The 22303-nt window shown below is 67.9% G+C and carries 23 protein-coding genes; 7 read left to right on the top strand and 16 right to left on the bottom strand.

Annotated elements, in window-relative coordinates:
• Nucleotides 1–337 precede the first annotated feature (337 nt).
• The 7 genes from MF609_RS07390 to MF609_RS07360 all read right to left on the bottom strand — a co-directional run bounded on the left by MF609_RS07390 (nucleotide 338) and on the right by MF609_RS07360 (nucleotide 4961).
• Nucleotides 338–1201 carry an AraC family transcriptional regulator gene (locus tag MF609_RS07390; protein ID WP_242415676.1) on the bottom strand — a complete coding sequence of 288 codons (864 nt, stop codon included), beginning with the start codon at nucleotides 1199–1201 and terminating at the stop codon, nucleotides 338–340.
• Nucleotides 1202–1413: 212 nt separating this feature from the next.
• A complete protein-coding gene (pth, locus tag MF609_RS07385; RefSeq protein WP_242415675.1) occupies nucleotides 1414–1980 on the bottom strand; it encodes an aminoacyl-tRNA hydrolase in 567 nt (188 codons plus the stop codon).
• 369 nt (nucleotides 1981–2349) lie between these two features.
• Entirely contained in the window at nucleotides 2350–3027 is a 678-nt protein-coding gene (locus MF609_RS07380; protein ID WP_242415674.1) for a 50S ribosomal protein L25/general stress protein Ctc, read from the bottom strand.
• A gap of 268 nt (nucleotides 3028–3295) precedes the next feature.
• Complete coding sequence (locus MF609_RS07375) at nucleotides 3296–4153, bottom strand: TraB/GumN family protein (RefSeq protein ID WP_242415673.1); 858 nt, start codon at nucleotides 4151–4153, stop codon at nucleotides 3296–3298.
• On the bottom strand, nucleotides 4150–4596 hold the full coding sequence (locus MF609_RS07370) for a hypothetical protein (RefSeq protein ID WP_242415672.1): 447 nt from the start codon (nucleotides 4594–4596) through the stop codon (nucleotides 4150–4152). The genes MF609_RS07375 and MF609_RS07370 overlap by 4 nt, the downstream gene beginning before the upstream one ends.
• Nucleotides 4580–4780 carry a helix-turn-helix transcriptional regulator gene (locus tag MF609_RS07365; protein WP_242415671.1) on the bottom strand — a complete coding sequence of 67 codons (201 nt, stop codon included), beginning with the start codon at nucleotides 4778–4780 and terminating at the stop codon, nucleotides 4580–4582. The genes MF609_RS07370 and MF609_RS07365 overlap by 17 nt, the downstream gene beginning before the upstream one ends.
• 7 nt (nucleotides 4781–4787) lie before the next feature.
• Nucleotides 4788–4961, bottom strand: coding sequence for a hypothetical protein (locus tag MF609_RS07360; RefSeq protein WP_242415670.1), 174 nt, complete (start codon nucleotides 4959–4961; stop codon nucleotides 4788–4790).
• 214 nt (nucleotides 4962–5175) lie between these two features.
• Here MF609_RS07360 and MF609_RS07355 point away from each other — a divergent pair, with 214 nt between their 5' ends.
• The 4 genes from MF609_RS07355 to MF609_RS07340 all read left to right on the top strand — a co-directional run bounded on the left by MF609_RS07355 (nucleotide 5176) and on the right by MF609_RS07340 (nucleotide 11232).
• The gene (locus MF609_RS07355) at nucleotides 5176–6042 is read left to right on the top strand and encodes a glycine--tRNA ligase subunit alpha (protein ID WP_242415999.1); all 867 of its coding nucleotides are present in this window, start codon (nucleotides 5176–5178) and stop codon (nucleotides 6040–6042) included.
• The gene (gene glyS, locus MF609_RS07350; protein WP_242415669.1) at nucleotides 6039–8267 is read left to right on the top strand and encodes a glycine--tRNA ligase subunit beta; all 2229 of its coding nucleotides are present in this window, start codon (nucleotides 6039–6041) and stop codon (nucleotides 8265–8267) included. Before MF609_RS07355 ends, glyS begins: the two co-directional genes overlap by 4 nt.
• Before the next feature lie 101 nt (nucleotides 8268–8368).
• Nucleotides 8369–11029, top strand: a complete 2661-nt coding sequence (gene ppdK, locus MF609_RS07345; protein WP_242415668.1) for a pyruvate, phosphate dikinase — start codon at nucleotides 8369–8371, stop codon at nucleotides 11027–11029.
• Nucleotides 11026–11232 carry a hypothetical protein gene (locus MF609_RS07340; protein WP_242415667.1) on the top strand — a complete coding sequence of 69 codons (207 nt, stop codon included), beginning with the start codon at nucleotides 11026–11028 and terminating at the stop codon, nucleotides 11230–11232. Before ppdK ends, MF609_RS07340 begins: the two co-directional genes overlap by 4 nt.
• A gap of 40 nt (nucleotides 11233–11272) precedes the next feature.
• Here MF609_RS07340 and MF609_RS07335 read toward each other — a convergent pair whose 3' ends face one another.
• A complete protein-coding gene (locus MF609_RS07335) occupies nucleotides 11273–11881 on the bottom strand; it encodes an NAD(P)-dependent oxidoreductase (RefSeq protein WP_242415998.1) in 609 nt (202 codons plus the stop codon).
• A gap of 50 nt (nucleotides 11882–11931) precedes the next feature.
• On the opposite strand from MF609_RS07335, the gene MF609_RS07330 reads away from it, so the two are divergent.
• A complete protein-coding gene (locus MF609_RS07330; protein WP_242415666.1) occupies nucleotides 11932–12351 on the top strand; it encodes a winged helix-turn-helix transcriptional regulator in 420 nt (139 codons plus the stop codon).
• 76 nt (nucleotides 12352–12427) lie between these two features.
• Here MF609_RS07330 and MF609_RS07325 read toward each other — a convergent pair whose 3' ends face one another.
• The 8 genes from MF609_RS07325 to MF609_RS07290 form a co-directional block, all read right to left on the bottom strand.
• On the bottom strand, nucleotides 12428–12964 hold the full coding sequence (locus MF609_RS07325; protein WP_242415665.1) for a hypothetical protein: 537 nt from the start codon (nucleotides 12962–12964) through the stop codon (nucleotides 12428–12430).
• 87 nt (nucleotides 12965–13051) lie between these two features.
• Entirely contained in the window at nucleotides 13052–14044 is a 993-nt protein-coding gene (locus tag MF609_RS07320) for a type II secretion system F family protein (protein ID WP_242415664.1), read from the bottom strand.
• Between the two features lie 4 nt (nucleotides 14045–14048).
• Nucleotides 14049–15026, bottom strand: coding sequence for a type II secretion system F family protein (locus tag MF609_RS07315; RefSeq protein ID WP_242415663.1), 978 nt, complete (start codon nucleotides 15024–15026; stop codon nucleotides 14049–14051).
• Nucleotides 15027–15043: 17 nt separating this feature from the next.
• A complete protein-coding gene (locus MF609_RS07310) occupies nucleotides 15044–16333 on the bottom strand; it encodes a pilus assembly protein CpaE (RefSeq protein ID WP_242415662.1) in 1290 nt (429 codons plus the stop codon).
• Complete coding sequence (locus tag MF609_RS07305; protein ID WP_242415661.1) at nucleotides 16333–16986, bottom strand: CpaD family pilus assembly lipoprotein; 654 nt, start codon at nucleotides 16984–16986, stop codon at nucleotides 16333–16335. The genes MF609_RS07310 and MF609_RS07305 overlap by 1 nt, the downstream gene beginning before the upstream one ends.
• 11 nt (nucleotides 16987–16997) lie before the next feature.
• Nucleotides 16998–18647, bottom strand: coding sequence for a type II and III secretion system protein family protein (locus MF609_RS07300; protein ID WP_419723069.1), 1650 nt, complete (start codon nucleotides 18645–18647; stop codon nucleotides 16998–17000).
• A complete protein-coding gene (cpaB, locus tag MF609_RS07295; protein WP_242415660.1) occupies nucleotides 18647–19687 on the bottom strand; it encodes a Flp pilus assembly protein CpaB in 1041 nt (346 codons plus the stop codon). The genes MF609_RS07300 and cpaB overlap by 1 nt, the downstream gene beginning before the upstream one ends.
• A 44-nt stretch (nucleotides 19688–19731) precedes the next feature.
• Nucleotides 19732–20205: an A24 family peptidase gene (locus MF609_RS07290; protein WP_242415659.1), complete on the bottom strand. Its 474-nt coding sequence runs from the start codon at nucleotides 20203–20205 to the stop codon at nucleotides 19732–19734.
• Nucleotides 20206–20252: 47 nt separating this feature from the next.
• On the opposite strand from MF609_RS07290, the gene MF609_RS07285 reads away from it, so the two are divergent.
• Both MF609_RS07285 and MF609_RS07280 read left to right on the top strand, forming a co-directional pair.
• Nucleotides 20253–21212 carry an alpha/beta fold hydrolase gene (locus MF609_RS07285; protein ID WP_242415658.1) on the top strand — a complete coding sequence of 320 codons (960 nt, stop codon included), beginning with the start codon at nucleotides 20253–20255 and terminating at the stop codon, nucleotides 21210–21212.
• Nucleotides 21209–22303 (top strand): NAD(P)/FAD-dependent oxidoreductase, encoded by a 1095-nt coding sequence (locus MF609_RS07280; RefSeq protein ID WP_242415657.1) that lies wholly within the window; start codon nucleotides 21209–21211, stop codon nucleotides 22301–22303. The genes MF609_RS07285 and MF609_RS07280 overlap by 4 nt, the downstream gene beginning before the upstream one ends.

Here is a 22303-nt window from a genome sequence, read left to right as displayed (position 1 = left end):
GTAGTTGCGTTGCGTTCGGTCTGGCGGCGGAAGGATGGGGCAAAGTTCACAAAGTTCACACTCGTACGAGGTTTGCGTTGCGTTCGATCCGGTGCGTGGCGGTACATCGGATGGGGATCGGATCCGGTCAGCATGGCGATGGCGGGGCGTGTAGGAAAGCCGGTTTTCCCCAAGGCGGACCGGGAGGCAGGCGCTCCTGTCGACGATGACGCGCGCGAAGATGATTTTCGGTACTCCGGCCCTGCGCCGGTGCCCTTTTTTCCAGGCCGTATGAAGGAAGAAGCGGGACCCCGGATCAAGTCCGGGGTGACGGTGCGAGGTGGGTGCGGTTCGCCGTCTAGCGTAGTGGCAGGAACAGGTCGGTGATCGCGTCGTGTTCCGCCACCTCCGGAAAGAAGCGGACGCGTTGGCAGAAGAGAGGGAAGTCGCGCGGTTCTTCTCCGCTGGTCGGCAGCCAGTCGCGATAGAGGTGCAGTGCGGGGGCTTCGAGATCGTCGGCGCGGCCGGTTACGCGGATGACGGCGCAGCGTCCGCCGGGGATCAGGCCCATGGCGATACCGTCTTCGGCGGGAAACGCGCGATCGGTGGCGACGCACAGGTCGATGCGGACCGGTCCTGCCGCCAGGTCGTGCGGGTCGCTGTGGAAGATGTTGAAGGTCGCCGCGTTCGACGGGGGCAGGCGGTTCGCGCGCCGCCAGTCGATGAAGCGGCGGATCGTGTCGCCGATGCTGGCCATGTCGCCGTCATGCGACAGATAGGCGATCGGCGTGTCGGGGAAGTGGCGGATGGTGACGTCACAGGTCGGCATGAATCGGTTCCTCGCTTGGTCGAGCGGCAGGAGCGCCGCGCGCCACGGTGCCCAGTCGGGCGCGGAACGGAAGGCGGACGGCGACTGCCCGAATTGCCGGCGAAAGGCGCGGGCAAAGGCGTCGGGGGCATCATAGCCGGCATCCAGCGCGACATCGGTCACGCGACCGGCGTGGAACGCCAGCCGGTGCGATGCGCGTTGCAGCCGGGCAAGCTGGACGTAGCGATAGACCGGCAATCCGAAGGTCGCCACGAACTGGCGATGAAAGTGATATTTCGAAAAGGCCGCGACCGCGCTGATGCTGGCGAGGTCGAGATCGTCGTCCAGATGCCGGTCGATATGGTCGAGCGCTCGCATCATCCGGTCGTGATAGGGTGTGGCGGTCGCCGTCATGTCCGTTCCCTGTGTGGCATGGGCGGTATGCGCTGGGGAAGGGCGGAGGCGCTCGACCGATCTTGCGGAAGTCGATGCTTCCAGTCTCGTTCGTCACTCCTGCGAAGGCGGGAGTCCATAGACGCTGACGTCCGCGATGGTGCCGCAGCGTCGGCGCATATGGATTCCCGCCTTCGCGGGAATGACGATGGGCGCGCGGAGGCCTCGCTCCTTCACCCCATCCGCCGTGCTACCTCGTTCATGAAGCGCACATCGTCGTTCGCCGCCAGCCACGGCGCTTCGGCGGCGACCGCGCCCAGCAGGTCGGTCAGGTCGTCCAGTTCGGCCTTCGCGAAATTGCCCAGCACATAAGGCGTCACCCGGTCCTTGTGGCCCGGATGGCCGATGCCGAGGCGGATGCGACGGAAGTCCGGCCCGATATGCGCGTCGGTCGAACGCAGGCCGTTATGCCCGGCATGGCCGCCGCCGACCTTTACCTTCAGCTTGAACGGCGCGAGGTCGAGTTCGTCGTGGAACAGGGTCACGTCGGCCGGGGTCAGCTTGTAGAAGCGCATCGCTTCGCCGACCGAGCGGCCGCTTTCGTTCATATAGGTGCCGGGTTTCAGCAGCAGCACCTTCTGCGTGCCGATCCGCCCTTCCTGCACCCAGCCCTGGAACGCGCGTTTCGGCGCGGCGAAGCCATGGACCTCGGCGATCGCGTCCACCGCCATGAAGCCGATATTGTGGCGATGCATCGCATATTGCGGGCCGGGATTTCCCAGGCCGGTCCAGAGCTGCATTGGGGCGTCCTTCGGGTGGCGGGTGAGGGGCTGTAGCGGGTGCGGGCGCGCACCACCACTATCGTCATTCCCGCGAAGGCGGGAATCCATATGCGCTGGCGTTAGGCATGGAGTCGCTACGTTGCGTTTATGGGTTCCCGCCTTCGCGGGAACGACGAGGCGGGGCAGGGTTTTCGCCTCGCTACCGTCGTCATTCCGGCGGAGACCGGAATCCATCGTGTCGGGTGGTCGCGATCGAGGCGCGGGCTGGCCGTGTCCATGGATCCCGGCCTGCGCCGGGATGACGTGGGGAGTGCGCACCCCCAAACGCAAAGGGGAGCGGGACGGCATCGCCATCCCGCTCCCCAACGCAGCACGAGGCGGGGCGGATCAGCCCTCGGCCTTGTCCTCGCCTTCCTCGGCAGCGGCTTCGGCTTCCGCCTCGGCAGCCTGCGCCTCGGCGACTTCGGCGTCGAGCGCTTCGTCTTCGGCGGTCAGCGTCGTCGGCTGGGTGATCGTCGCGACGGTCACGGTTTCCGCATCGGCGGCGGTTTCGGCGCCGTTCGGCAGCTTCACGTCCGACAGGTGGATCGAGTCGCCGACTTCGCGGCCGGTCAGGTCGACGACGATCTCGGTCGGGATGTTCGACGCTTCGACGGTCAGTTCCAGCTCATGGGTCACGACGTTCAGCACGCCGCCGTCCCGCTTGATGCCGGGCGCGTCGTCTTCGTTGATGAACGACACCGGCACGGCGACGGTCACGGTCGCGTTCTTGGCGATGCGCAGGAAGTCGACATGGATCGGCTGGTCGGTGACGACGTCGAAGGCGACGTCCTTGGCCAGGGTGCGAACCTTCTTGCCGCCGACATCGACCATGATGACCGAGTTCATGAAGTGGCCGGTCATCAGCGCCTTCATGAGTTCGCGGGCGTTCAGGTGAATGCCCTCCGGGTCCTGCTTGTTGCCATAGATCACGGCGGGGACGCGGCCATCGCGACGCAGGGCGCGGGAGGCTCCCTTGCCTACCCGATCGCGCGTCTCGGCCGACAGATTCAGCGTGTCGCTCATCATGTCTTCCTTGAATGCTTGGTTTCTGTGTCTTGCACGGCCGGGCCTCCAGGGATGACCCCGGCACGAACAAGCGCGGGCGCATAGGGGAGTTCGGGGCGAAAGGCAAGGTTGCTGCCCTTGTCCGATCCCTCTCCCCGTTTGCTTCGAGCTTGTCGAGAACCGAAGTCGAGAAGGGGATGCCTCAAACGGGGCGTTCTCGACGGACGCTTCTCGACAGGCTCGAAGCTGCTCGAACCGAACGGGGTTGGTGGCGGGAGGGCGGAGGCTATCGCACCCGCTTCACCTCCACCCCCCGCGCCCGCAGCCGCTCCTGCACGCTGCCCGGCCCGGTCAGATGCCCCGCTCCGACCGCGACGAACCGCGTGCCGGGCCGATCCATCCACCCGGCAATCGTCTTCGCCCAAGCGGCGTTGCGCCGGTCGAGCAGCGCGGTGCGTACCGCCGGTCCGGCCTCCGCCATATCCTCGCCCAGTAACCGGTCGAGCGTCGCCATGTCGCCCCGGCCCCAGGTGGCGACCACCCGGTCCATCGCCGGCACCGGATCGCGCTCGGCGAGGGTGCGCTCCAGCATCGTCCGCTGCGCGCCCTGCGGCAGGGCGGCGAAGATGCCGAGCTGCTGGCCCAGCGTCTCGAACGCCGTGACCGGCTTGCCGCTTCGCTCGGCCAGGGTCGTCAGCAGGGTTTCGGGGGCGGGATCGCTGCGATAGCCGGCTTGCGCGAGCGGCTGGGCGGCGAGGACCGTCGCGGCGAACCATGGGGCGGTGGCGTCGAAGGCGTTGCGGGGAAAGCCCAGCTCCGCCGCCCGCGCGCGCAGCCGGCGGTCGAGTTCGCCCGGCAGCGGGGCGGGGCGGGGCGGCGTGACCTGCACCACCGCGGCGGCCATCTCGTCCGGCGAGGGTTCGACGATTTCGAGGACCAGCGTGTCGCTGCCGGCGAAGGCGTCCGCCACCGCGCCGCTCAGCCACGGCGTACGGGGACGCAGCTGATGCACCGTGCCGAACAGCCAGATGGTCGTGTCGGCATCGCGCGCGACCCACAGGGCCGGTGCCAGCACCGCCGGAGCCGCGACCGGGCTGGCCAGCGACAGCCAGCCGAGCAGCGCGGCGACGATCCGCGCGATCATCCGCGCAGGCGCTGGACGATACGGGTCGCGACCAGCGCGGCGATGGCGATGCCCCAGCCGATCATCGCCGGGTTGGGCAGGGCCAGCGGCTTCTGCGCCAGCGATAGGACCGGCAGCGCGATCAATGCGGCGATCCCCGTCACCGCGGCGGCGGCGGTCAGCTGTTGCCGCTCGACCTCATCGGCATTGCGCCAGATGCGGAGGTTGAAGACGAGCGCGCCCAGCATCGCGATGCCGATGGCGATGTAGCCGGCATGGTCGCGGGTGCGGATCGCCCGCGCAGGGTCGGCGACCTCGCTATACTCCTCGACGATGCCCAGCACGAAGGTCGTGACCAGCGGAGTCAGCGCGACGACGGCGATGGCCGCCGCCACCCATTTCCATCGCCGCCGGCGGCGCTGTCGTTCGCGGGCGGTGCCCCAATCCTCAACCATCGACGTCATCCTTGAAAATCGCTTCGATCGGCAGGTCGAACAACCGGCTCATGCGGAAGGCCAGTGGCAGCGACGGGTCGTGCTTGCCGGTCTCGATCGCGTTCACCGCCTGGCGCGACACGTCGAGCCGTCCGGCCAGTTCGGCCTGGCTCCAGTCGCGTTCCGCGCGCAGGATCTTCAGCCGGTTCTTCACGAACCGCTCAGCGCCACGATAGCGACACCGCCGCGTCGCCGAGCTGCGCGGCGAAAGAGATGCCGCTGCTTGGCGCGGGGGGCGGTGTGGGCCGTTCGTTGCGGTCGGCGGCCATTGCGGCGACGGCGGCGCATAGCGCGACGACGAACAGCGTGGAGCCTTGGGTGCCGGGACGGGGCATCGACGAAGCCTTCCATGTCAACGATCAGCGACAATGTGTCGTGTTTACCTGACTATATATCTGTAGATTCGTGCTTTGTGTCAATACTACCTGACATGATGTCGTTCGAACCTGACATGCGGTTCGCTTGACCGGCGATTGGCGATCCGGCTAGGCGCGGGACATTCCTGCATTCAAAGGCGAAACCATGTCCGCCCCGCTCAGCTTCCAGAAAATGATCCTGACGCTCCATGACTATTGGAGCGACAAGGGCTGCGTCATCCTGCAACCCTATGACATGCGGATGGGGGCGGGGACGTTCCACCCGGCGACGACGCTGCGCGCGCTGGGGCCGGAGCCGTGGAACGCCGCGTTCGTCCAGCCGTCGCGCCGGCCGACCGACGGGCGCTATGGTGAGAACCCGAACCGGTTGCAGCATTATTACCAGTATCAGGTGATCCTGAAGCCGTCGCCGCCGAACCTGCAGGAATTGTATCTGGGGTCGCTGGCGGCGATCGGGATCGACTTCACCCACCACGACATCCGTTTCGTCGAGGACGATTGGGAATCGCCGACGCTGGGCGCATGGGGCCTCGGCTGGGAAGTATGGTGCGACGGGATGGAAGTCACCCAGTTCACCTATTTCCAGCAGATGGGCGGGTTCGACTGCAAGCCGGTCGCGGGCGAGCTGACCTATGGGTTGGAGCGGCTGGCAATGTATATCCAGGATAAGGACAGCGTGTACGATCTGGCGTTCAATGACGCCGGCGTCACCTATGGCGACGTATTCCTCGAAAACGAGCGCCAGATGTCGAAATGGAATTTCGAGGTCGCCGATACCGACGGCCTGTTCGACCTGTTCAGGAAGGCGGCGGCGGAGTGCGAGAATGCGCTGGCGAACGACGTGCCGATCGCGGCCTATGAACAGGCGATCGAGGCGAGCCATGTGTTCAACCTGCTGAACGCGCGTGGCGTGATCTCGGTCGCGGAACGGCAGGCCTATATCGGCCGGGTGCGCGATCTGGCGAAGGCCAGCTGCGCGAAGTTCATCGAGACGCAGACGCCGACATGGCAGGCGAAGTATCCGGGGTGGGTGGCATGACCGATTTTCTGCTCGAACTGCGCAGCGAGGAAATTCCCGCGCGGATGCAGGCCAAGGCTCGTGAGGATTTGGCCAAGCTGTTCGTCGGGGAACTGGCGAAGGCCGGGATCGCCGCGCCGCGGATCACGACCTATGCGACGCCGCGGCGGCTGACGCTGATCGCGCACGACTTGCCGGATGCGACCGAGCCGGTGCGCGAGGAAGTGAAGGGGCCGCGCGCCTCGGCGCCGCCACAGGCGCTGGAAGGGTTTTTGCGCAAGACCGGGCTGACGCGGGAGGCGCTGACCGAGCGCGACGGCGTGTTGTTCGCGGTGACCGAGGTGCCGGGGCGGGAGACGGCCACGGTCCTTGCCGCCGCCATCCCCGCGATCGTGCGCGCGTTCCCGTGGTCCAAGTCGATGCGGTGGGGCACGGCGTCGCTCAGCCCGGAAAGCCCGCGCTGGGTACGGCCGTTGCAGGGGATCGTCGCGCTGTTCGGCGGCGCGGTGGTGCCGTGCGAGGTTGCCGGCGTGGTGAGCGGTACGGAGACGATGGGGCATCGCTTCCACCACGATGGGCCGGTGACGATCGCTTCCGCCGACAGCTATGTCGAGACGCTGCGCGACGCGCATGTCATCGTCGACCAGAATGAGCGCGCGGCGATCATCGCGGTCGGCGCCAAGATGGCGGCGCAGGGTGCCGGGCTGACGCTGGTCGAGGATGAAGGATTGCTGGCGGAGAATGCCGGGCTGACCGAGTGGCCGGTGCCGTTGCTGGGGCGGTTCGACGAGGCGTTTCTGGCCGTGCCGCCCGAGGTCATCCAGCTGACCGCGCGGGTGAACCAGAAATATTTCGTCTGCCGTGATGCGGACGGCAAGCTGGCGAATGCGTTCGTCTGCACCGCCAATATCGACGCGGCGGACGGCGGTGAACGGATCGTCGCGGGCAATGCCAAGGTGCTGGCGGCGCGGCTGTCGGATGCGAAATTCTTCTACGAAACCGATCTGAAGACGCGGCTGGAGGACCAGTCGCCGAAGCTCGAGAAGATCGTGTTTCACGAGAAGCTGGGCACGGTCGCCGACAAGGTCGAGCGGGTCGCGAAGCTCGCCCGGTGGCTGGTTGAGAGCGGCGTAGTAAAGCCCTCTCCCCTTCAGGGGAGAGGGTTGGGAGAGGGGGCTTTCACCGAAGCTTCGACTCTCGCGGACACGCCCCTCTCCCCAGCCCTCTCCCCTGAAGGGGAGAGGGAGCGGTTGGCCGACATGGCCGAGCGTGCCGCGCGACTGGCCAAGGCCGATCTGGTCACCGGCATGGTCGGCGAGTTCCCCGAATTGCAGGGGCTGATGGGCGGCTATTATGCCGCCGCGCAGGGCGAGCCGGTCGAGATCGCTGAGGCAGTGCGTGACCATTACAAGCCGGTCGGGCAGGGGGACGACGTTCCGACTGCGCCGGTGACGGTGGCGGTGGCGCTGGCGGACAAGCTGGACAGCATCGTCCAGTTCTTCGCGGTCGGGTTGAAGCCCAGCGGGTCGAAGGACCCGTTCGCGTTGCGGCGTTCGGCGTTGGGCGTGCTGGCGCTGCTGCTCGACAATGGCGTTCGCGTGTCGCTGTCGAAGGCAGCGTCGGCTGCCGGGGCGACCGCGCATGAAGATGTCCTCGACTTCTTCGCCGACCGCCTGAAAGTCCAGCAACGCGAAGCGGGCGTCCGCCACGACCTGATCGACGCGGTGTTCGCGCTGGGCGGCGAGGACGATCTCGTCCGCCTGCTGGCCCGCGTCCATGCCCTCCAAGCCTTCGTCACGACCGAAGACGGCGCGAACCTGCTCGCCGGGTACAAGCGCGCGGCGAATATCCTCAAGAAGGAAGCGCCCGGCGCCAGCAAGCATATCCCCGAAACCGGCGAAGAGGACCCCCTCGCCATGGTCGAGGACCCCGACTTCGCGCCCGTCGTCGCCGAATATGCGCGGACCGAGCGCGAGGCGCGCGACTATGATCGCGAGCCGGCCGAAGCCGCGCTGATCGCGGCGCTGGATGCGGCGGAGCCGCAGGCGGCCGCGGCGGTCGAGGCGGAGGGCTTCGCCGGGGCCATGGCGGCGCTCGCGACGCTGCGCGCGCCGATCGACGCCTTCTTCACCGACGTCACGGTCAACGATGCCGACCCGCACAAGCGCACCGCGCGGCTCGCGCTGCTGGCACGGGTGCGCGACGCGGTACACCGGGTCGCCGATTTTTCGAAGATCGAGGGCTGACCAATCGGTTTAACCCGTTTAACGGGGTTGGGAGCGGAGGGTGATTCGTCACGCTCCGGTGCTAACCCCGTGGCCGTCGGCCCGGATGGAAGGGAACGAGCATGACGCAGTATGTCTATCGGTTCGGCGGCGGGGTTTCGGACGGAGGCTCGGGCGACAAGACCCTGCTGGGCGGCAAGGGCGCGAACCTGGCGGAGATGGCGTCGATCGGCCTGCCGGTACCGCCGGGCTTCACCATCGCGACGACGATGTGCACCCGCTATTACGAGGATGGCGAGCGCTTCCCCGACAGTCTGCGTGACGAAGTGGCGACCGGCATCGCCCATATCGAGGGGATCACGGGCAAGAAATTCGGCGACGAAGCCGATCCGCTGCTGGTGTCGGTCCGTTCCGGCGCGCGGGTGTCGATGCCGGGCATGATGGACACGGTGCTGAACCTCGGCCTCAACGACCAGACGGTCGAGGGGCTGGCGGCGGTGTCGGACGATGCCCGCTTCGCTTGGGACAGCTATCGCCGCTTCATCCAGATGTATTCGGATGTGGTGCTGGAACTCGACCATGGCCGGTTCGAGGAAGCGCTGGAGATCGCGAAGGAAGATCGCGGCTATTATCTCGACACCGACCTGACCGCCGATGACTGGCGCGCACTGGTCGGCCAGTACAAGGACATCGTGGTCGAGCTGTGGGGCAAGCCGTTTCCGCAGGACGTGCACGACCAGCTATGGGGCGCGATCGGCGCGGTGTTCGGGTCGTGGCAGGCGGACCGGGCGAAGGTCTATCGCCGGTTGAACGACATTCCGGGCGACTGGGGCACGGCAGTCAACGTGCAGGCGATGGTGTTCGGCAATATGGGCGACACCAGCGCCACCGGCGTCGCCTTCACCCGCGATCCGTCGACCGGGGTAAATGCCTATTATGGCGAATTCCTCATCAATGCGCAGGGCGAGGACGTGGTGGCGGGCATCCGCACGCCGCAATATCTGACGACTGCCGCGCGCGCGGCGGCGAACGCCAAGCCGCTGTCGATGGAAGAGGCGATGCCCGACGCGTACGCCGAACTGGCGGCGGTGTTCGACCGGCTGGAGCGGCATTACCGCGACATGCAGGACATCGAATTCACGGTGCAGCAGGGCAAATTGTGGATGCTGCAGACCCGGTCGGGCAAGCGCACCGCCAAGGCCGCGCTGAAGATCGCGGTCGACATGGCCGAGGAAGGGCTGATTTCGCGCGAGGAGGCGATCCTGCGCGTCGACCCGCAGGCATTGGACCAGCTGCTCCACCCGACATTGGACCCCAAGGCACCGCGCGACGTGCTGACCAAGGGGCTGCCGGCATCGCCGGGGGCGGCCAGCGGCATCGCGGTGTTCGACAGCGACACCGCCGAACGCCGCGCCAATGCCGGCGATGCGGTGATCCTGATCCGCACCGAAACCAGCCCAGAAGACATTCACGGGATGCACGCGGCGCGCGGCATCCTGACCGCGCGGGGCGGGATGACCAGCCACGCCGCCGTCGTGGCGCGCGGCATGGGCCGGCCGTGCGTGTCGGGTGCGGGCAGCATCTCGATCGATGCCAAGGCGGGGGTGATGAAGGTCGGTTCGCGTGAGATTCGCGAGGGCGATATCGTCACCATCGACGGCGCGACCGGCGAAGTGATGGCGGGTGCCGTCGCGACGGTGCAGCCCGAACTTGCCGGCGATTTCGGCACGTTGATGGAATGGGCCGATGGCGTCCGTCGCCTGAAGGTGCGGACCAATGCCGAAACCCCGCTCGATTGCCGCACCGCGCGCGATTTCGGTGCGGAGGGGATCGGGCTGTGCCGTACCGAGCATATGTTCTTCGAACAGTCGCGCATCACCGCCGTGCGGCAGATGATCCTTGCGGAGGACGAGGCCGGGCGGCGCGCGGCGCTCGAGCGGCTGTTGCCCGAACAGCGCAGCGATTTCGTCGAGATCTTCGAGGTGATGGTCGGGCTGCCCTGCACCATCCGCCTGCTCGACCCGCCGCTGCACGAATTCCTGCCGCATCAGGAGGCGGAGTTCGCCGAAGTCGCGCAGGCTGCCGGCATCGCCGTCGACCAGCTCAAGCGCCGCGCGGCAGAACTGCACGAGTTCAACCCGATGCTGGGCCATCGCGGATGCCGGCTGGGCGTTACCTACCCTGAAATCTACGAGATGCAGGCACGCGCGATCTTCGAAGCGGCGGTGATCGTCGCCGAGAAGTCGGGCGAGGCGCCGATCCCCGAGGTGATGATCCCGCTGGTCGGCACCAGGCGTGAGCTGGAGCTGATGAAGGCGGTGGTCGACAAGGCGGCGGAAGCCGTGTTCGCCGACAAGGGCCGGCGGATCGAATATCTGGTCGGTACGATGATCGAACTGCCGCGCGCCGCGCTGAAGGCCGGGGAGATCGCCGAAGCCGGGCAGTTCTTCTCGTTCGGGACCAACGACCTGACCCAGACGACGCTAGGCGTCAGCCGCGACGATGCCAGCCGGTTCCTGGGGGCCTATGTCGAAAAGGGCATCTATGCGCGCGATCCGTTCGTCTCGATCGATGTCGAAGGCGTGGGCGAACTGATCGAACTGGCCGCCGAACGCGGGCGCAAGACGCGACCCGATATCAAGCTCGGCATCTGCGGCGAGCATGGCGGCGACCCGGCGTCGATCGCCTTCTGCGAGAAGGTCGGGCTGGATTACGTCTCGGCCAGCCCGTACCGCGTGCCGATCGCCCGGCTGGCGGCGGCGCAGGCGGCGCTCGCCAAATGAAGGCCGCACCGTTCAGCGACCGCCCGCGCATCACCCGCGACGGCTATGACCGGATCGGTCCGTTCCACCCGGCATTCGTGTGGGGCGCGGTGATCGCGTTCGACCTGATCGTGATCGTCGCGCTGCTGCTGGCCGTGACCAAGATCGGCGACAAGGTCGAGGATGTCGTGTTCCCCGGCGGGACCGAGTGGGTGACGTTCTGATCCTGCCCCGCCCCGGTCGGTACCGGGGCGGGTCGCAGCATCAATAGGCGGCGGTGAAGCGGGCGCGCGGGTGACGGTGCGCCTCCAACTCGTCGACCATCGCGATCGCGAAATCGGCGAAGCTGATCCGACTGACCCCGGCATCGTCGGTGACGAGCGTGTCGGTGCCGAGCCGGAAGCGGCCGGTCCGCTCGCCCGGCTCGATCAGCGCGGCCGGCGAAAAGAACGTCCAGTCGATATCCTCGACCGACCGCAGCGCGTCGAGAAAGGCGATGCCGCCCATCGCGATCTCGCGCCATTTGGCCGGGAAGTCGGGCGAGTCGATCAGCCGCTGGCCCGGTGCGACCTCCAGGCTGGCCGCGCCGCCGGTGACGAGCAGCCGGGCGACCTTCGCTTGGCGCAGGGCCGCCAGCAACGTGTCGGCGGTAACGTCGAAGTGCAGCGCGCTGATGACCGCGTCCGACCCGGCGATCAGCGGAGCGAGGGCTTCGGGATCATGCGCGTCGCCGGCGATGGCCTGCACGCCGGGCAGCGCGGGGATCGCATCGGGCTTGCGCGCAATAGCCCGAACCTTGTGCCCGCGCCGGGCCAGTTCGCGGGTGATTTCTGACCCGGCATTGCCGCTCGCGCCCAGTACCGCAACATCCATCATTCGTCTCCTGTGGTATCCAATGGTGACTACGTGCTATCGGGATACCGATGACGCAAGACGGTACTTTTCCGATACCCGGTAACGCCGGGGGAACCCCGTGGTTGAAGGGGGATGTGTTCGACCCGGCGTGCCCGACGCGACTGCTGCTCGACCGGATCGGCGACAAATGGAGCGTGCTGGTGCTGCTGTTGCTCGGGGAAGAGGCGCGCCGGTTCAACGAGTTGAAGCGGCGGATCGCCGGCGTCTCGCAGAAGATGCTGAGCCAGACGCTGCGCATGTTGGAGCGGGACGGCCTGGTGACGCGGCAGGTGATTGCGACCAAGCCGGTCAGCGTCCGCTATGCGATCACGCCGCTGGGCGCGGAACTGCTGGACGCGTTGCGGGCGCTGATGATGTGGTCCGAACAGCGGATCGGTGCCGTGCTGGCCGCACAGCGTGCCTATGACGGGCGGGAAGCGTCGGCCTAGGTCGATCTGTTCCTATCGTGACAGACGTCAGCCCAGTCCTGACCCGCATGCGCGTGTTCGGTCGCCCACACCGCTCTTATCCCCAGCGGCTGCGATGTTCGTCGTCGTGACCGGCGCGCAGCATCGCCGCCTGTTCGCGCCAGCGTTCGCTGTCGATCGTGCCCGGGCGTAAGCGCAGATCGTCTTCCAGTGCGCGTTCGTCGGCTTCGCTCAACCCCTCGATCGCGCGATAGGTCTTGATGCCGCGCTGGCTCAGCGCGCGCTCCAGCTCGGCGTCGATGCCGCGAATGCGCGACAGATTGTCGCCGCCCCAGCCGAAGAAGCCGCTGCCGCTGCTCGCGGCGGCGCCGGTGGCGGCTGCCGCTGCGGTCGTGGTCGCGGTGCTGCGTTCATGGGTCAACCGGTCGCGTTCGGCTTCCACTTCGCGCAGGCGTTCGTCGCGGGTCTTCAGGTCGGCGGCGACTTCGGCGCGATAGGCCTTGTGCGCCGCTTCCTCGTCGCGATAGCGCTGCTTCCACTTCTTGCCGCCCGAGGAGGAGGCAAGACCGAACAGCCACCCGGCCAGCAGGACGAGGGCAAGGACCGCGAACTGGGTCGGCGTCTGGAACAGCATCGTGCAGGCCCCTTTGCATTGGTTACGGGGCAATAACGGACGGGGGCAGGGGGCGTTCCCCGCCCGCTCCCCCGGCGCGTCGGCGGGCTATTTACCGAACGCGTCGCTGATGCTGCAGGCGGCCGGACCCAGGATGACGACGAACAGCGTCGGCAGGATGAACAGGATCAACGGCACGGTCATGATCGCGGGCAGGCGCGCGGCCTTTTCCTCGGCGCGCATCATGCGTTCGTTGCGGAATTCGGCCGACAGCACGCGCAGCGCGGAGGCGAGCGGCGTGCCGTATTTCTCGGTCTGGATCATAGTCGTCACCACGCCCTTCACCGCGTCGAGATCGATGCGCATCGCCAGATTTTCGAACGCCTGCCGCCGTTCGGTCAGGAAGCCCAGCTCGATCGCGGTCAGCGAGAATTCCTCGCCCAGTTCGGGATAGGCGCGCCCCAGTTCGCGCGCGACCCGGGTAAAGGCGGCGTCGACCGTCAGGCCGGCTTCGGCACAGATCACCAGCAGGTCGAGCGCATCGGGCAGCCCCTTGCGGATCGCATCGGTGCGCTTGGTGATCTTGTTCTTCAGATAGATGTCGGGCGCCTTGTAGCTCAGGATGAACGTCCCGGCGACGAGGCCGTAAGCCTTGAGCGGCGACCAATCGGCGAAGGTGTCGGTGCCATAGACGATGTAGAGCATCGGCAGGCCCAGCACGATCGGCAGCACCAGCCGCCCGAAGATGACCGCGACCGCCCAGTCCTTCGACCGGATGCCGGCCTGCATCAGCTTGCGCTGCGCGACCTGCAGCTGCGAATCCTGCAGCATCTTCATCGATGCCAGCAATCCGCGAATGCGATCGGTCGCGTCGTTCTGCTGCACCAGCTTCGCGCGGCGCTTGCTGGTGGAGGCGGTGATGCCGGCCTTCAGCTGTTCACGACGGTCGTTCAGCGCCTTGACCCGGCGGGTCATCGGATCGCGCGAGGTCGTGGCGACATAGATCGCCAGCAGGATCGACAGGACGGCGATGGCCGACAATGCGGTCGCGACGTTGACGACGTCGAAGCCGAGCAGCGTGGGATTGGGGCCGGTTACCATCGCATCAGATCTCGAAATTGACCATCTTGGCCATGATGAACGCGCCGATCGCCATCCATAGCGCCCCGCCAAGTCCTGCGATCATCAGCCGCGGATCGATGAAGAAATTCTGCATATAGGTGTCGTTGATGACCCAGATCATGCCGAACACGATGAAGGGCAGCGACCCGACGATATAGGCCGATGCCTTGGATTCCGACGACATCGCCTTGATCTTCAGCTTCATCTGCGACCGTTTGCGCAGCACGTCGGCGAGGTTGGCGAGCGTTTCGGCCAGGTTGCCGCCGGTTTCGCGCTGGATGGCGATGGTGATGATGAAGAACTGGAATTCGGGCGTGCCGAGCCGGTCGCCGGTTTCCTGAAGCGCGGCGTCGAGCGAACGGCCGATCTTCATCCGGTCGCTGACCAGGCGGAATTCCTCGCCCACCGGGCCGTCGACTTCCTGTCCGACGACGGTCATCGTCTCGGTGATCGGCAGGCCGGAGCGCAGGCCGCGCACCAGCAGCTCGATCGCGTCGGGGAATTTGGCGGTGAAGCGCGCGATGCGCTTCTTGATGACGAAGCTGACTACGAAATGCGGCACGCCCATCGCCGCGACCAGCCCCAGCAACACGGCAAGAACCGGCGGGAAGCCGCGCAGCATCAGCAGCGCGACGACGCCGATCAGGATGCCCAGCGACACCTTGCCATATTGGGCGAGCGTCCAGTTGCGGCCGGTCTTTTGCAGGCGCAGCTGCAGCTGTTCGACATTGGGCAGGAAACGCGCGGCGGTGCGGTCCGCCTTCGACGTGCCGCGATTGCCGATGCGGCGCATCTGCGCCTCCATCGCGGTCGTGCTGGCGGCAGAGGCGTGGCGCTCGCGCACCGCCAGCAGCCGCCGATTGCGCGCGCGGTCCCCCGTCGGCCCCGACAGGGCAAGGGCGAGCAGCACCAGCGTCATCGCCGCGCCGGTCGCGAGCAGGAGGAGGGGGAGCAGGTCCATCGCCGGGCCGTCCGCGCCTATTTCTTCGCCCGCGCGGGCAGGCGCGTGCGCAGGCCGGCAAGCTTGCCGATCAGCGACGTGCCGCCCTTGCCCTTGGCCTTTGCCCCGTCCGCCGCGTCGTCGTCGGTGGCGTCGTGCAGCTTGCACAGGTGGCGCGACAGGTCGATCAGTGGCGTCAGGGCGCGGTTGCCCTTGCCCGCCTCAGCCAGCGGCTTGCCGAGCTTGGCCGCCTGCGCCGCCAGCTTGCCGTCCCACGGCAGCAGGAAGTCGAGCTTGCGTTCGACCGATCCTTCGAAATCCTTGCGCGTGATTTCCTGGTTCGCCGCCGGCTGCACCTTGTTCCCGACCAGCACGACCGTGACGTGCGGCGCGTTGGAGCGGAACCACGACAACAGCCGGATCGTGTCGCGCGCGGCGGCCAGCGTCAGTTCGGTGACGATCACCGCGGTCTGCACTTCCTCCACCAGATGCGGGTAATTGACCAGCATGGTACGCGGCAGGTCGACGATGGTGCATTCGAACGCGGCGCGCATCTCCTCCTGCAACTGATAGAAGGCGCTGCCATCGGTCTGGATTGGCGCGTTGATCGGCGCCTCGGCCGACAGGACCGACAGCCGTTCGCCGGCGCGGACCATGGCGCGTTCGATGAACAGCCCGTCGATGCGGCTGGGATTCTCGATGGCGTCGGTCAGCCCGCGCCCGGGTTCGAGGTCGAGGCCCAGCGCCCCGGTGCCGAAATGCACGTCGAGGTCGAGCAGCGCGGTGCTGCGCTGTTCCTGTTCGCCGCTGAGCCAGGCGAGGGATGTGGCGATGGTCGACGCGCCGGCCCCGCCGCGCGTGCCGATGACGGCGATCGCGCAATGCGGGCGCTCGACGCTCGCCTCCGCCACCTTGGGCGCGTGGAGCAGCGCATGAGCCTGCGCGATCGATTCGCGCACCATGTCGGGGTTGAGGGGTTTCAGCAGATAGTCGTGGATGCCGCTGGACAGCAGGTCGCGGTACAGGCGGACGTCGTTCACCTGCCCCATGGCGATCACGATCGTGCCGGGTTCGCATACCTCGGCCAGGCCGTTGATGTCGTTGAGCGGATCACCCGATTCGGACAGGTCGACGAACAGGACGTGCGGGCTGGCCGAGACGGACAGCGTCTGCACCGCATTGCGCAGGCCGCCCTTCATGACCTTTTCGACCGGCCAGCCATGGTCGTTGGCGACGCCGCGCAGGGTTTCTGCCGAATTCTCGTCGCAGGCAAAGGCGATGAACGCATCGCGCTGCGCCGATCTGGCGAGGGAGAAGGGGGCGTTCATTACTTGCTGCTCCCCCCGCTCGAACCGCCTGCGCTGCCGGCGGAACTGCTCACCTGTCCGCCATTGCCGCTGGGCGTCGCGCGGCGAAGCGCCCCGACCGCCTTGGTATTGACCATGGTGTCGGTCGTGTCGGCATTGCCGCGGCCCAGCACCATGTCACCCGGACGGGCGACCATCGCGGCCAGGTTCGAATTGATCGAACAGCCGAAGTCGGACGAGGTCTGCGCCGCGTAATTCGGCTGGTAGGTGCGCGAATTGTCGGGGCAGCCCGGCACCCGCGCCGTCATCCGGGACACGACGACGCGGACGGTGCCCGGTGCCACCGCGCCCGGCGTCGGCGGCACGGCATCGGCCAGCAACAGGCCGACCCGCGCGGCTTCGGCGGCGATGTCGCCGCGCACCGCATCGTCGCCGGCCCCGGCGTCGTCGACGCCGATCTCGTCGCCATAGCGCAGGTGCATCGTCTCCAGCCAGCCGGCGAGGCGCGCGCGTTCGCCCGGTGCCAGCCCTGCAGGGCCGGTCGCCATGTCGAAGGCATAGGCGGAGCGGCTGACGACCGGCTGATGCACCGATTCGACGCCGCGATTGACGGTGCCGGAGCAACCGGCGACCGCGATCGTGGTGCCGAGCGCGAGGATACGGAAAAGGGTCATCGGGGCGTGCCTCACTGAATGCTGAAACCGGGGGCGACGCTCTGGGCGTCGCGGCCACCCTTGCGCGGGGGCGGTGCGGCGGCGGTGGCGGCGTCGGGAACGACCGGGGCGGGCGCGGTCAGCCCGATCGCGGGCCGGGCGGGCGGTTGCGGTGCCATGGTCGGGACGGGCCGCGGCGTCGGTTTGCGCTGTCCGGTCAGCTGACCCATCAGCACGCGTTCGACATCGTCCGGCGTGGAATAGGCATCGGTCGGCAACGCGATGCGCGACTGGCTGTCGACCGGCTTCACCAGATACGGGGTGATGACGATGACCAGCTCGGTTTCGTTGCGGGTGAAGGCGTTCGACCGGAACAGCGACCCCAGGATCGGCAGGTCGCCGAGGCCCGGTGCCTTGTCGATCGAATTGTCATGGCTGTTCGACAACAGCCCGCCGATCATCATGCTCTGTCCCGACCCCAGTTCGACCGTGGTTTCGGCACGACGGGTGGTGAGCGCCGGGATGGTCGTGCCGTCGATCTGTACCGCGCCGGCCGCCGACAGCTGCGACACTTCGGGACGGACGCGCAGCGAGATGCGGCCATCGGCCAGCACGGTCGGGGTATAGGCGAGGCTGACGCCGTACTGCTTGTACTGCACCGATACCGCGCCGAAGCCCTGGCTGATCGGGATCGGGATTTCGCCGCCCGCCAGGAACGATCCGGTCTCGCCGGACAGGGCGGTCAGGTTCGGGTTGGCGAGCGTCGTCACCTGTCCGATCCGCTCGCCAAGGTCGAGTGCGCCGAGCAGTTCGAGGCCGAGCAGCTTGCCGGCGAGGTTCAGCGTCGTGCCGCTGGTGCCCTTGGTCGGAGAACCATAGGCGGTCGCGCCGGGACGCAGGCCGTTGACAAGGAATTCGGGGTTGGTCGGCAAACCGGGAACGGTGGTGATGGTCCCCTGACGCCCCTGCGCGATACCGACCAGCATTCCGCCCGACAGGTCGCGCGAGGTCAGATTGACGCCGATATTCTTGACGAAGTTGCGGCTGACCTCGGCGATGCGGACCTGCAGGTTGACCTGCAGCGGGGTGGCTAGCTTCAACCGGTTGACCACCGCGACCTTCAGCGCCGCATTCGGATCGCTGGTCGACATGCCGGGGTTCAGCAGCGCGGTGACCAGCCGTTCGGCCTGCGCACTGTCGGCGGGGGAGGCGATCGTGCCGTTGAGGACCGCGATCTGCCCGACCGTCGTCACGCGGATATCGGCCTCGGGCATCGCGGCCTTCATCATCCGGTCGAGCGAGGTCAGGTTCTGGCCCACCCGGACATTGGCCGAATAGACGACGGCACCGCTGGCGTTGGTGGCGAAGATGGTGGCCTCGCCATCGGTCTTGCCGAACAGGTGGATCTGGCGCGGATTACCGACATAGACATCGGCGACCGCCGGGTTCGACACCCAGACATCGACGACGTTGGACGGCAGCGTCACCAGTTCGCCCTGGCCGATCGACAGCTGGACGTCGTTGGTAGGACGCAGCGTGCCGGTAGGCGTGCCGACCCGCGCTGCGCGGACGGCGGCCGTGCCGGGGGCGGCGATGGCCGCGGCGGGCAGCGCCGAGCCGGCGACCAGCGCGACCGACAGGGTCGCGGCCAGCGACCGGTGGATGAGCTTCATGCCAGACATTATTTGGTTCCTCCGACCGGCACGGCGGTCACGTCATTGCCGCGGGTGATCCGCACGACCGGCCCGGTGGCGGCGGCAGGCGCGGTCGGCCCGGCGGGCACCATCGTCGTGGCAGGCGGTCCGACACTGCCCGACGTCGCCATCATGCCGGCCTTGCCGGGTACCGAGCTGCGCTGGAACCGCGAGACGTCGGCACCGGTCGAGAAGGTCGACGCGCCATCGATCGGGCGGCTGGCGATATGGTCGAGCGCGGCCTTTTCCGCCTTCGGGTCGCCATTGGCGGGCAGTTGCACGTCGCCGCTGGCGATGGCTTCCTCCAGTTCGGACCGGTTGTCGGCGATCGAACGGAGCGACAGCGACAGCGTGCCGACGGTCTGCGCCACCGCGATCTTTTCGGCGATGCGCGGCGTCGCCTCGACCGTCACGGTCGAATAGGTCGATACCAGCGTCTTGCCCTGATCGTCGGTATTCTTGTCGGTGCGCTGATCGGTCGCCAGGACGCGCAGGTTGCGCAGGAAGGTCTCCGCCGCCTTCAGCGGGGCACCGTCACCGCCGCCGGGGACGTTCTGCGTCAGGACCAAGTCGACCCGGTCGCCGGGGAAGACGAAGCCTGCGACCGCGCTTTGCGCCGATACCGGCACGGTCACCGCGCGCATCCCCGGCCCGAGGGCGGCGGCAAGGAAGCCGCGATCACCCGGCTTCACCAGCGCCCCTTGCGTGATCGGCTGGCCTGCCGGAATGGCGAAGCGCACGACGGTGCCGACCAGGTTGCGCGATTCCGGCATGGCTTCGAGGAAATAGGCGTTTTCCACCAGTTCCTTGGGCCAGGGCTGGAACCGCAGCGCCGTCGCATCGATGATGGTGCCGACCGGCAGCGCCTTGGTCGCGACCAGCACGCGGGGGCCATCGATCGGGGCCGCGACCGGCGCGGCGGTGGCCATCGGCGCCGATGCGCCGGCCATCAGGCTGCGCGCCATGAACGCGGTCAGGCCCGCCACGAACAGCGCTCCGATCAGCAGGAACAGTTTGCGAGAATCCATGACGTTCGTGGCCCTTCCAATTCGTCTGGCCGGTTGATTCGCCGTTAAACATCACCGAAATGGGTTAAGAACGGGTTCGCGATGGCGAGCATCCCGGCGATGGCGATGGCGATCCCGTAAGGAATCTCCGGCACTTGGGCCGTGCGCCGCCACCATCGGTCGGCGAGGAACAACAGGGTCAGCACCCCGCCCAGCAGCGACATCACCATCAGCATCGACAGGACTGCGCCCGGCGGCAGCCACAGCGCGAGCGCGGCGATCATCTTCACATCGCCGCCACCCATCTGTCCGGCGACGAATGCCGCGAAGAACAGCGCGAAGACGATCAGCGCGACGCCGACCTGCCATGCGATGTCGACGGCGCCGAGGCCATTGGCCCACCACCATGGCAGCGCCAGCAGCGCGATGGCCGCGTTCTTGCCGTTCGCGATCTCGCGGGTGCGCGCATCCTCGATGCCGGCGAACAGCAGCAGCAGCAACAGCGCGAGCGCCAGCCAAGGAACGACGATACCCCCCATGGCGTTAACCCCTAGACGTAAGGGGTTGCGAAACCGTAACCGGACCCATGGCCGCCCACGCCCTATATCGCCGCGCGATTCCCGCCGCCGCCGCCATCACCCGGTGGCAGGCACCCGATGGCTGGTCGCACCGCCGGTTCGACTGGGCCGCGCCGGCCAATGTCCGCCCGCGCGGCAGCCTGTTGTTCCAGACCGGGCGCGGCGACATGTTCGAGAAATATCTGGAGGCCTTTGCCCATTGGCATGTGCGCGGGTGGAGCATCACCGCGTTCGACTGGCGCGGGCAGGGCGGGTCGGGGCGCTGCACCCCGGCGGGGGATTGCGGCGACATCGACCGGTTCGAAACCTATCTCGACGACCTGACCGCCTTCTGGAGCCAATGGACCGGCGAGGGACCGCGCGTGCTGATCGGCCATTCGATGGGCGGGCATCTGGCGCTGCGCGGCGTCGTCGAGCAACGCGTCGATCCGGCGGCCTGCGTGCTGGTCGCGCCGATGCTGGGGCTGCGCTCGCCGATCGGGCCGCGCTTCGGCGAGCGGATGGCGCGGGTGCTGAGCGCGATGGGCAGCCCGCTCCGCCCGGCATGGAAAGGCAATGAACGTCCGCACACCGTCCGCCCGCGGGAGGCGATGCTGACACATGACCCGGCGCGCTATTCGGATGAGCTGTGGTGGCAGGGGACCGACGCGGCGCTGCGCACCGGGCCGCCCAGCTGGCGCTGGGTGATCGATGCGTTCCGGTCGACCCGCGAACTGCGCGCCGATCCGCGACTGGCCGAGGTGCAGGTGCCGATCCAGATGCTGGTCGCCGATGAAGATGCGCTGGTCGACGCGCGGGCGGCGGTCGAGGTTGCCGGGCGGTTGCCCGATATCGAATTGCTGCGCTTCGGCCCCGAATCGGCGCATGAGATATTGCGCGAGGCCGATCCGGTCCGCGCGCGCGCCATCGCCGCGATCGATGCTTTCCTCGACGCCCGCGCGCCCGCGCCGCACCGGACCCACGCATGACGCGCAGGCGGGTGGCGATTATCGGCGCAGGCATGGCGGGGGCGAGCCTTGCCGCCGAACTCGCCGCGACCGACGACGTGGTCCTGCTGGAGGCGGAGGATCAGCCCGGTTTCCATGCCACGGGGCGGTCGGCGGCCTTCTGGTCGGAAACCTATGGTGGGCCGCTGGTCCAGCCGCTGACGACCGCATCGGGACCGTTCCTCCATGCGCCGCCCGCCGATTTCGCGCCACGCGGGTTCCTGCGCACGCGGGGCGAGTTGCTGCTCGCGCGCGACCGCGACGTGCTGGAGGCGATGGCGGCGGACTTTGCGGCCAGTGGCGTACCGATCGCATGGCGCGATCCTCACGCGGTCGTCGACGGCCTGCGCGGGGAGTGGCACGCGCTGTGGTCGCCCGGCTGTGCCGATATCGATGTGGGGGCGCTGCACGCCGCCTATCTGGCCAAGGCGCGGCGGGGCGGGGTGGAGTTGCGCTGCGACGCGCGGGTGGCCGGCGCGCGCCGCGCTGGCGGACGCTGGTTGCTGACGACCGCGTCGGGCGACGGGGTGACGGCCGATATCGTCGTGAACGCCGCCGGTGCCTGGGCAGATTCGGTTGCCGGAATGCTGGACGCCGCGCCGCAGGGGATACGCCCCTATCGCCGGACGGTGGTGCAGGTCCGGGTCGATCCGCCGGCATCGGCCGACCTGCCGCTGGTGATGGATGCCGCCGGCGGATTCTATTTCAAGCCCGAGCCGGGCGGTCGCCTATGGCTGACCCCGCATGACGAGACGCCGGACCGCCCGCATGACGTGGCGGCCGAGGAGATCGACGTCGCGCTCGCTATCGACCGGTTCGAGGCGGCGGTCGACTGGCGGGTGCAGGCGGTCGAGCGGCGCTGGGCGGGGCTGCGCAGTTTCGCGCCCGACCGACTGCCGGTCTATGGCTTCGACCGGCAGGTGCCGGGATTCTTCTGGTGCGCGGGGCAGGGCGGCTTCGGCATCCAGACCGCACCGGCCGCTGCACGCCTTTGCGCCGCGCTGCTGGGCGTCGGGAATGTGCCGCAGGGGGTCGACGCGGCGGTCTATTCGCCGCATAGATTGTCGGAGTAA

The organism is Sphingomonas panni, assembly GCF_022664435.1.
Lineage (GTDB): Bacteria > Pseudomonadota > Alphaproteobacteria > Sphingomonadales > Sphingomonadaceae > Sphingomonas > Sphingomonas panni.
Note: the sequence above shows the minus strand (reverse complement) of the source record. Positions and strands in the feature narration are given on the sequence as shown.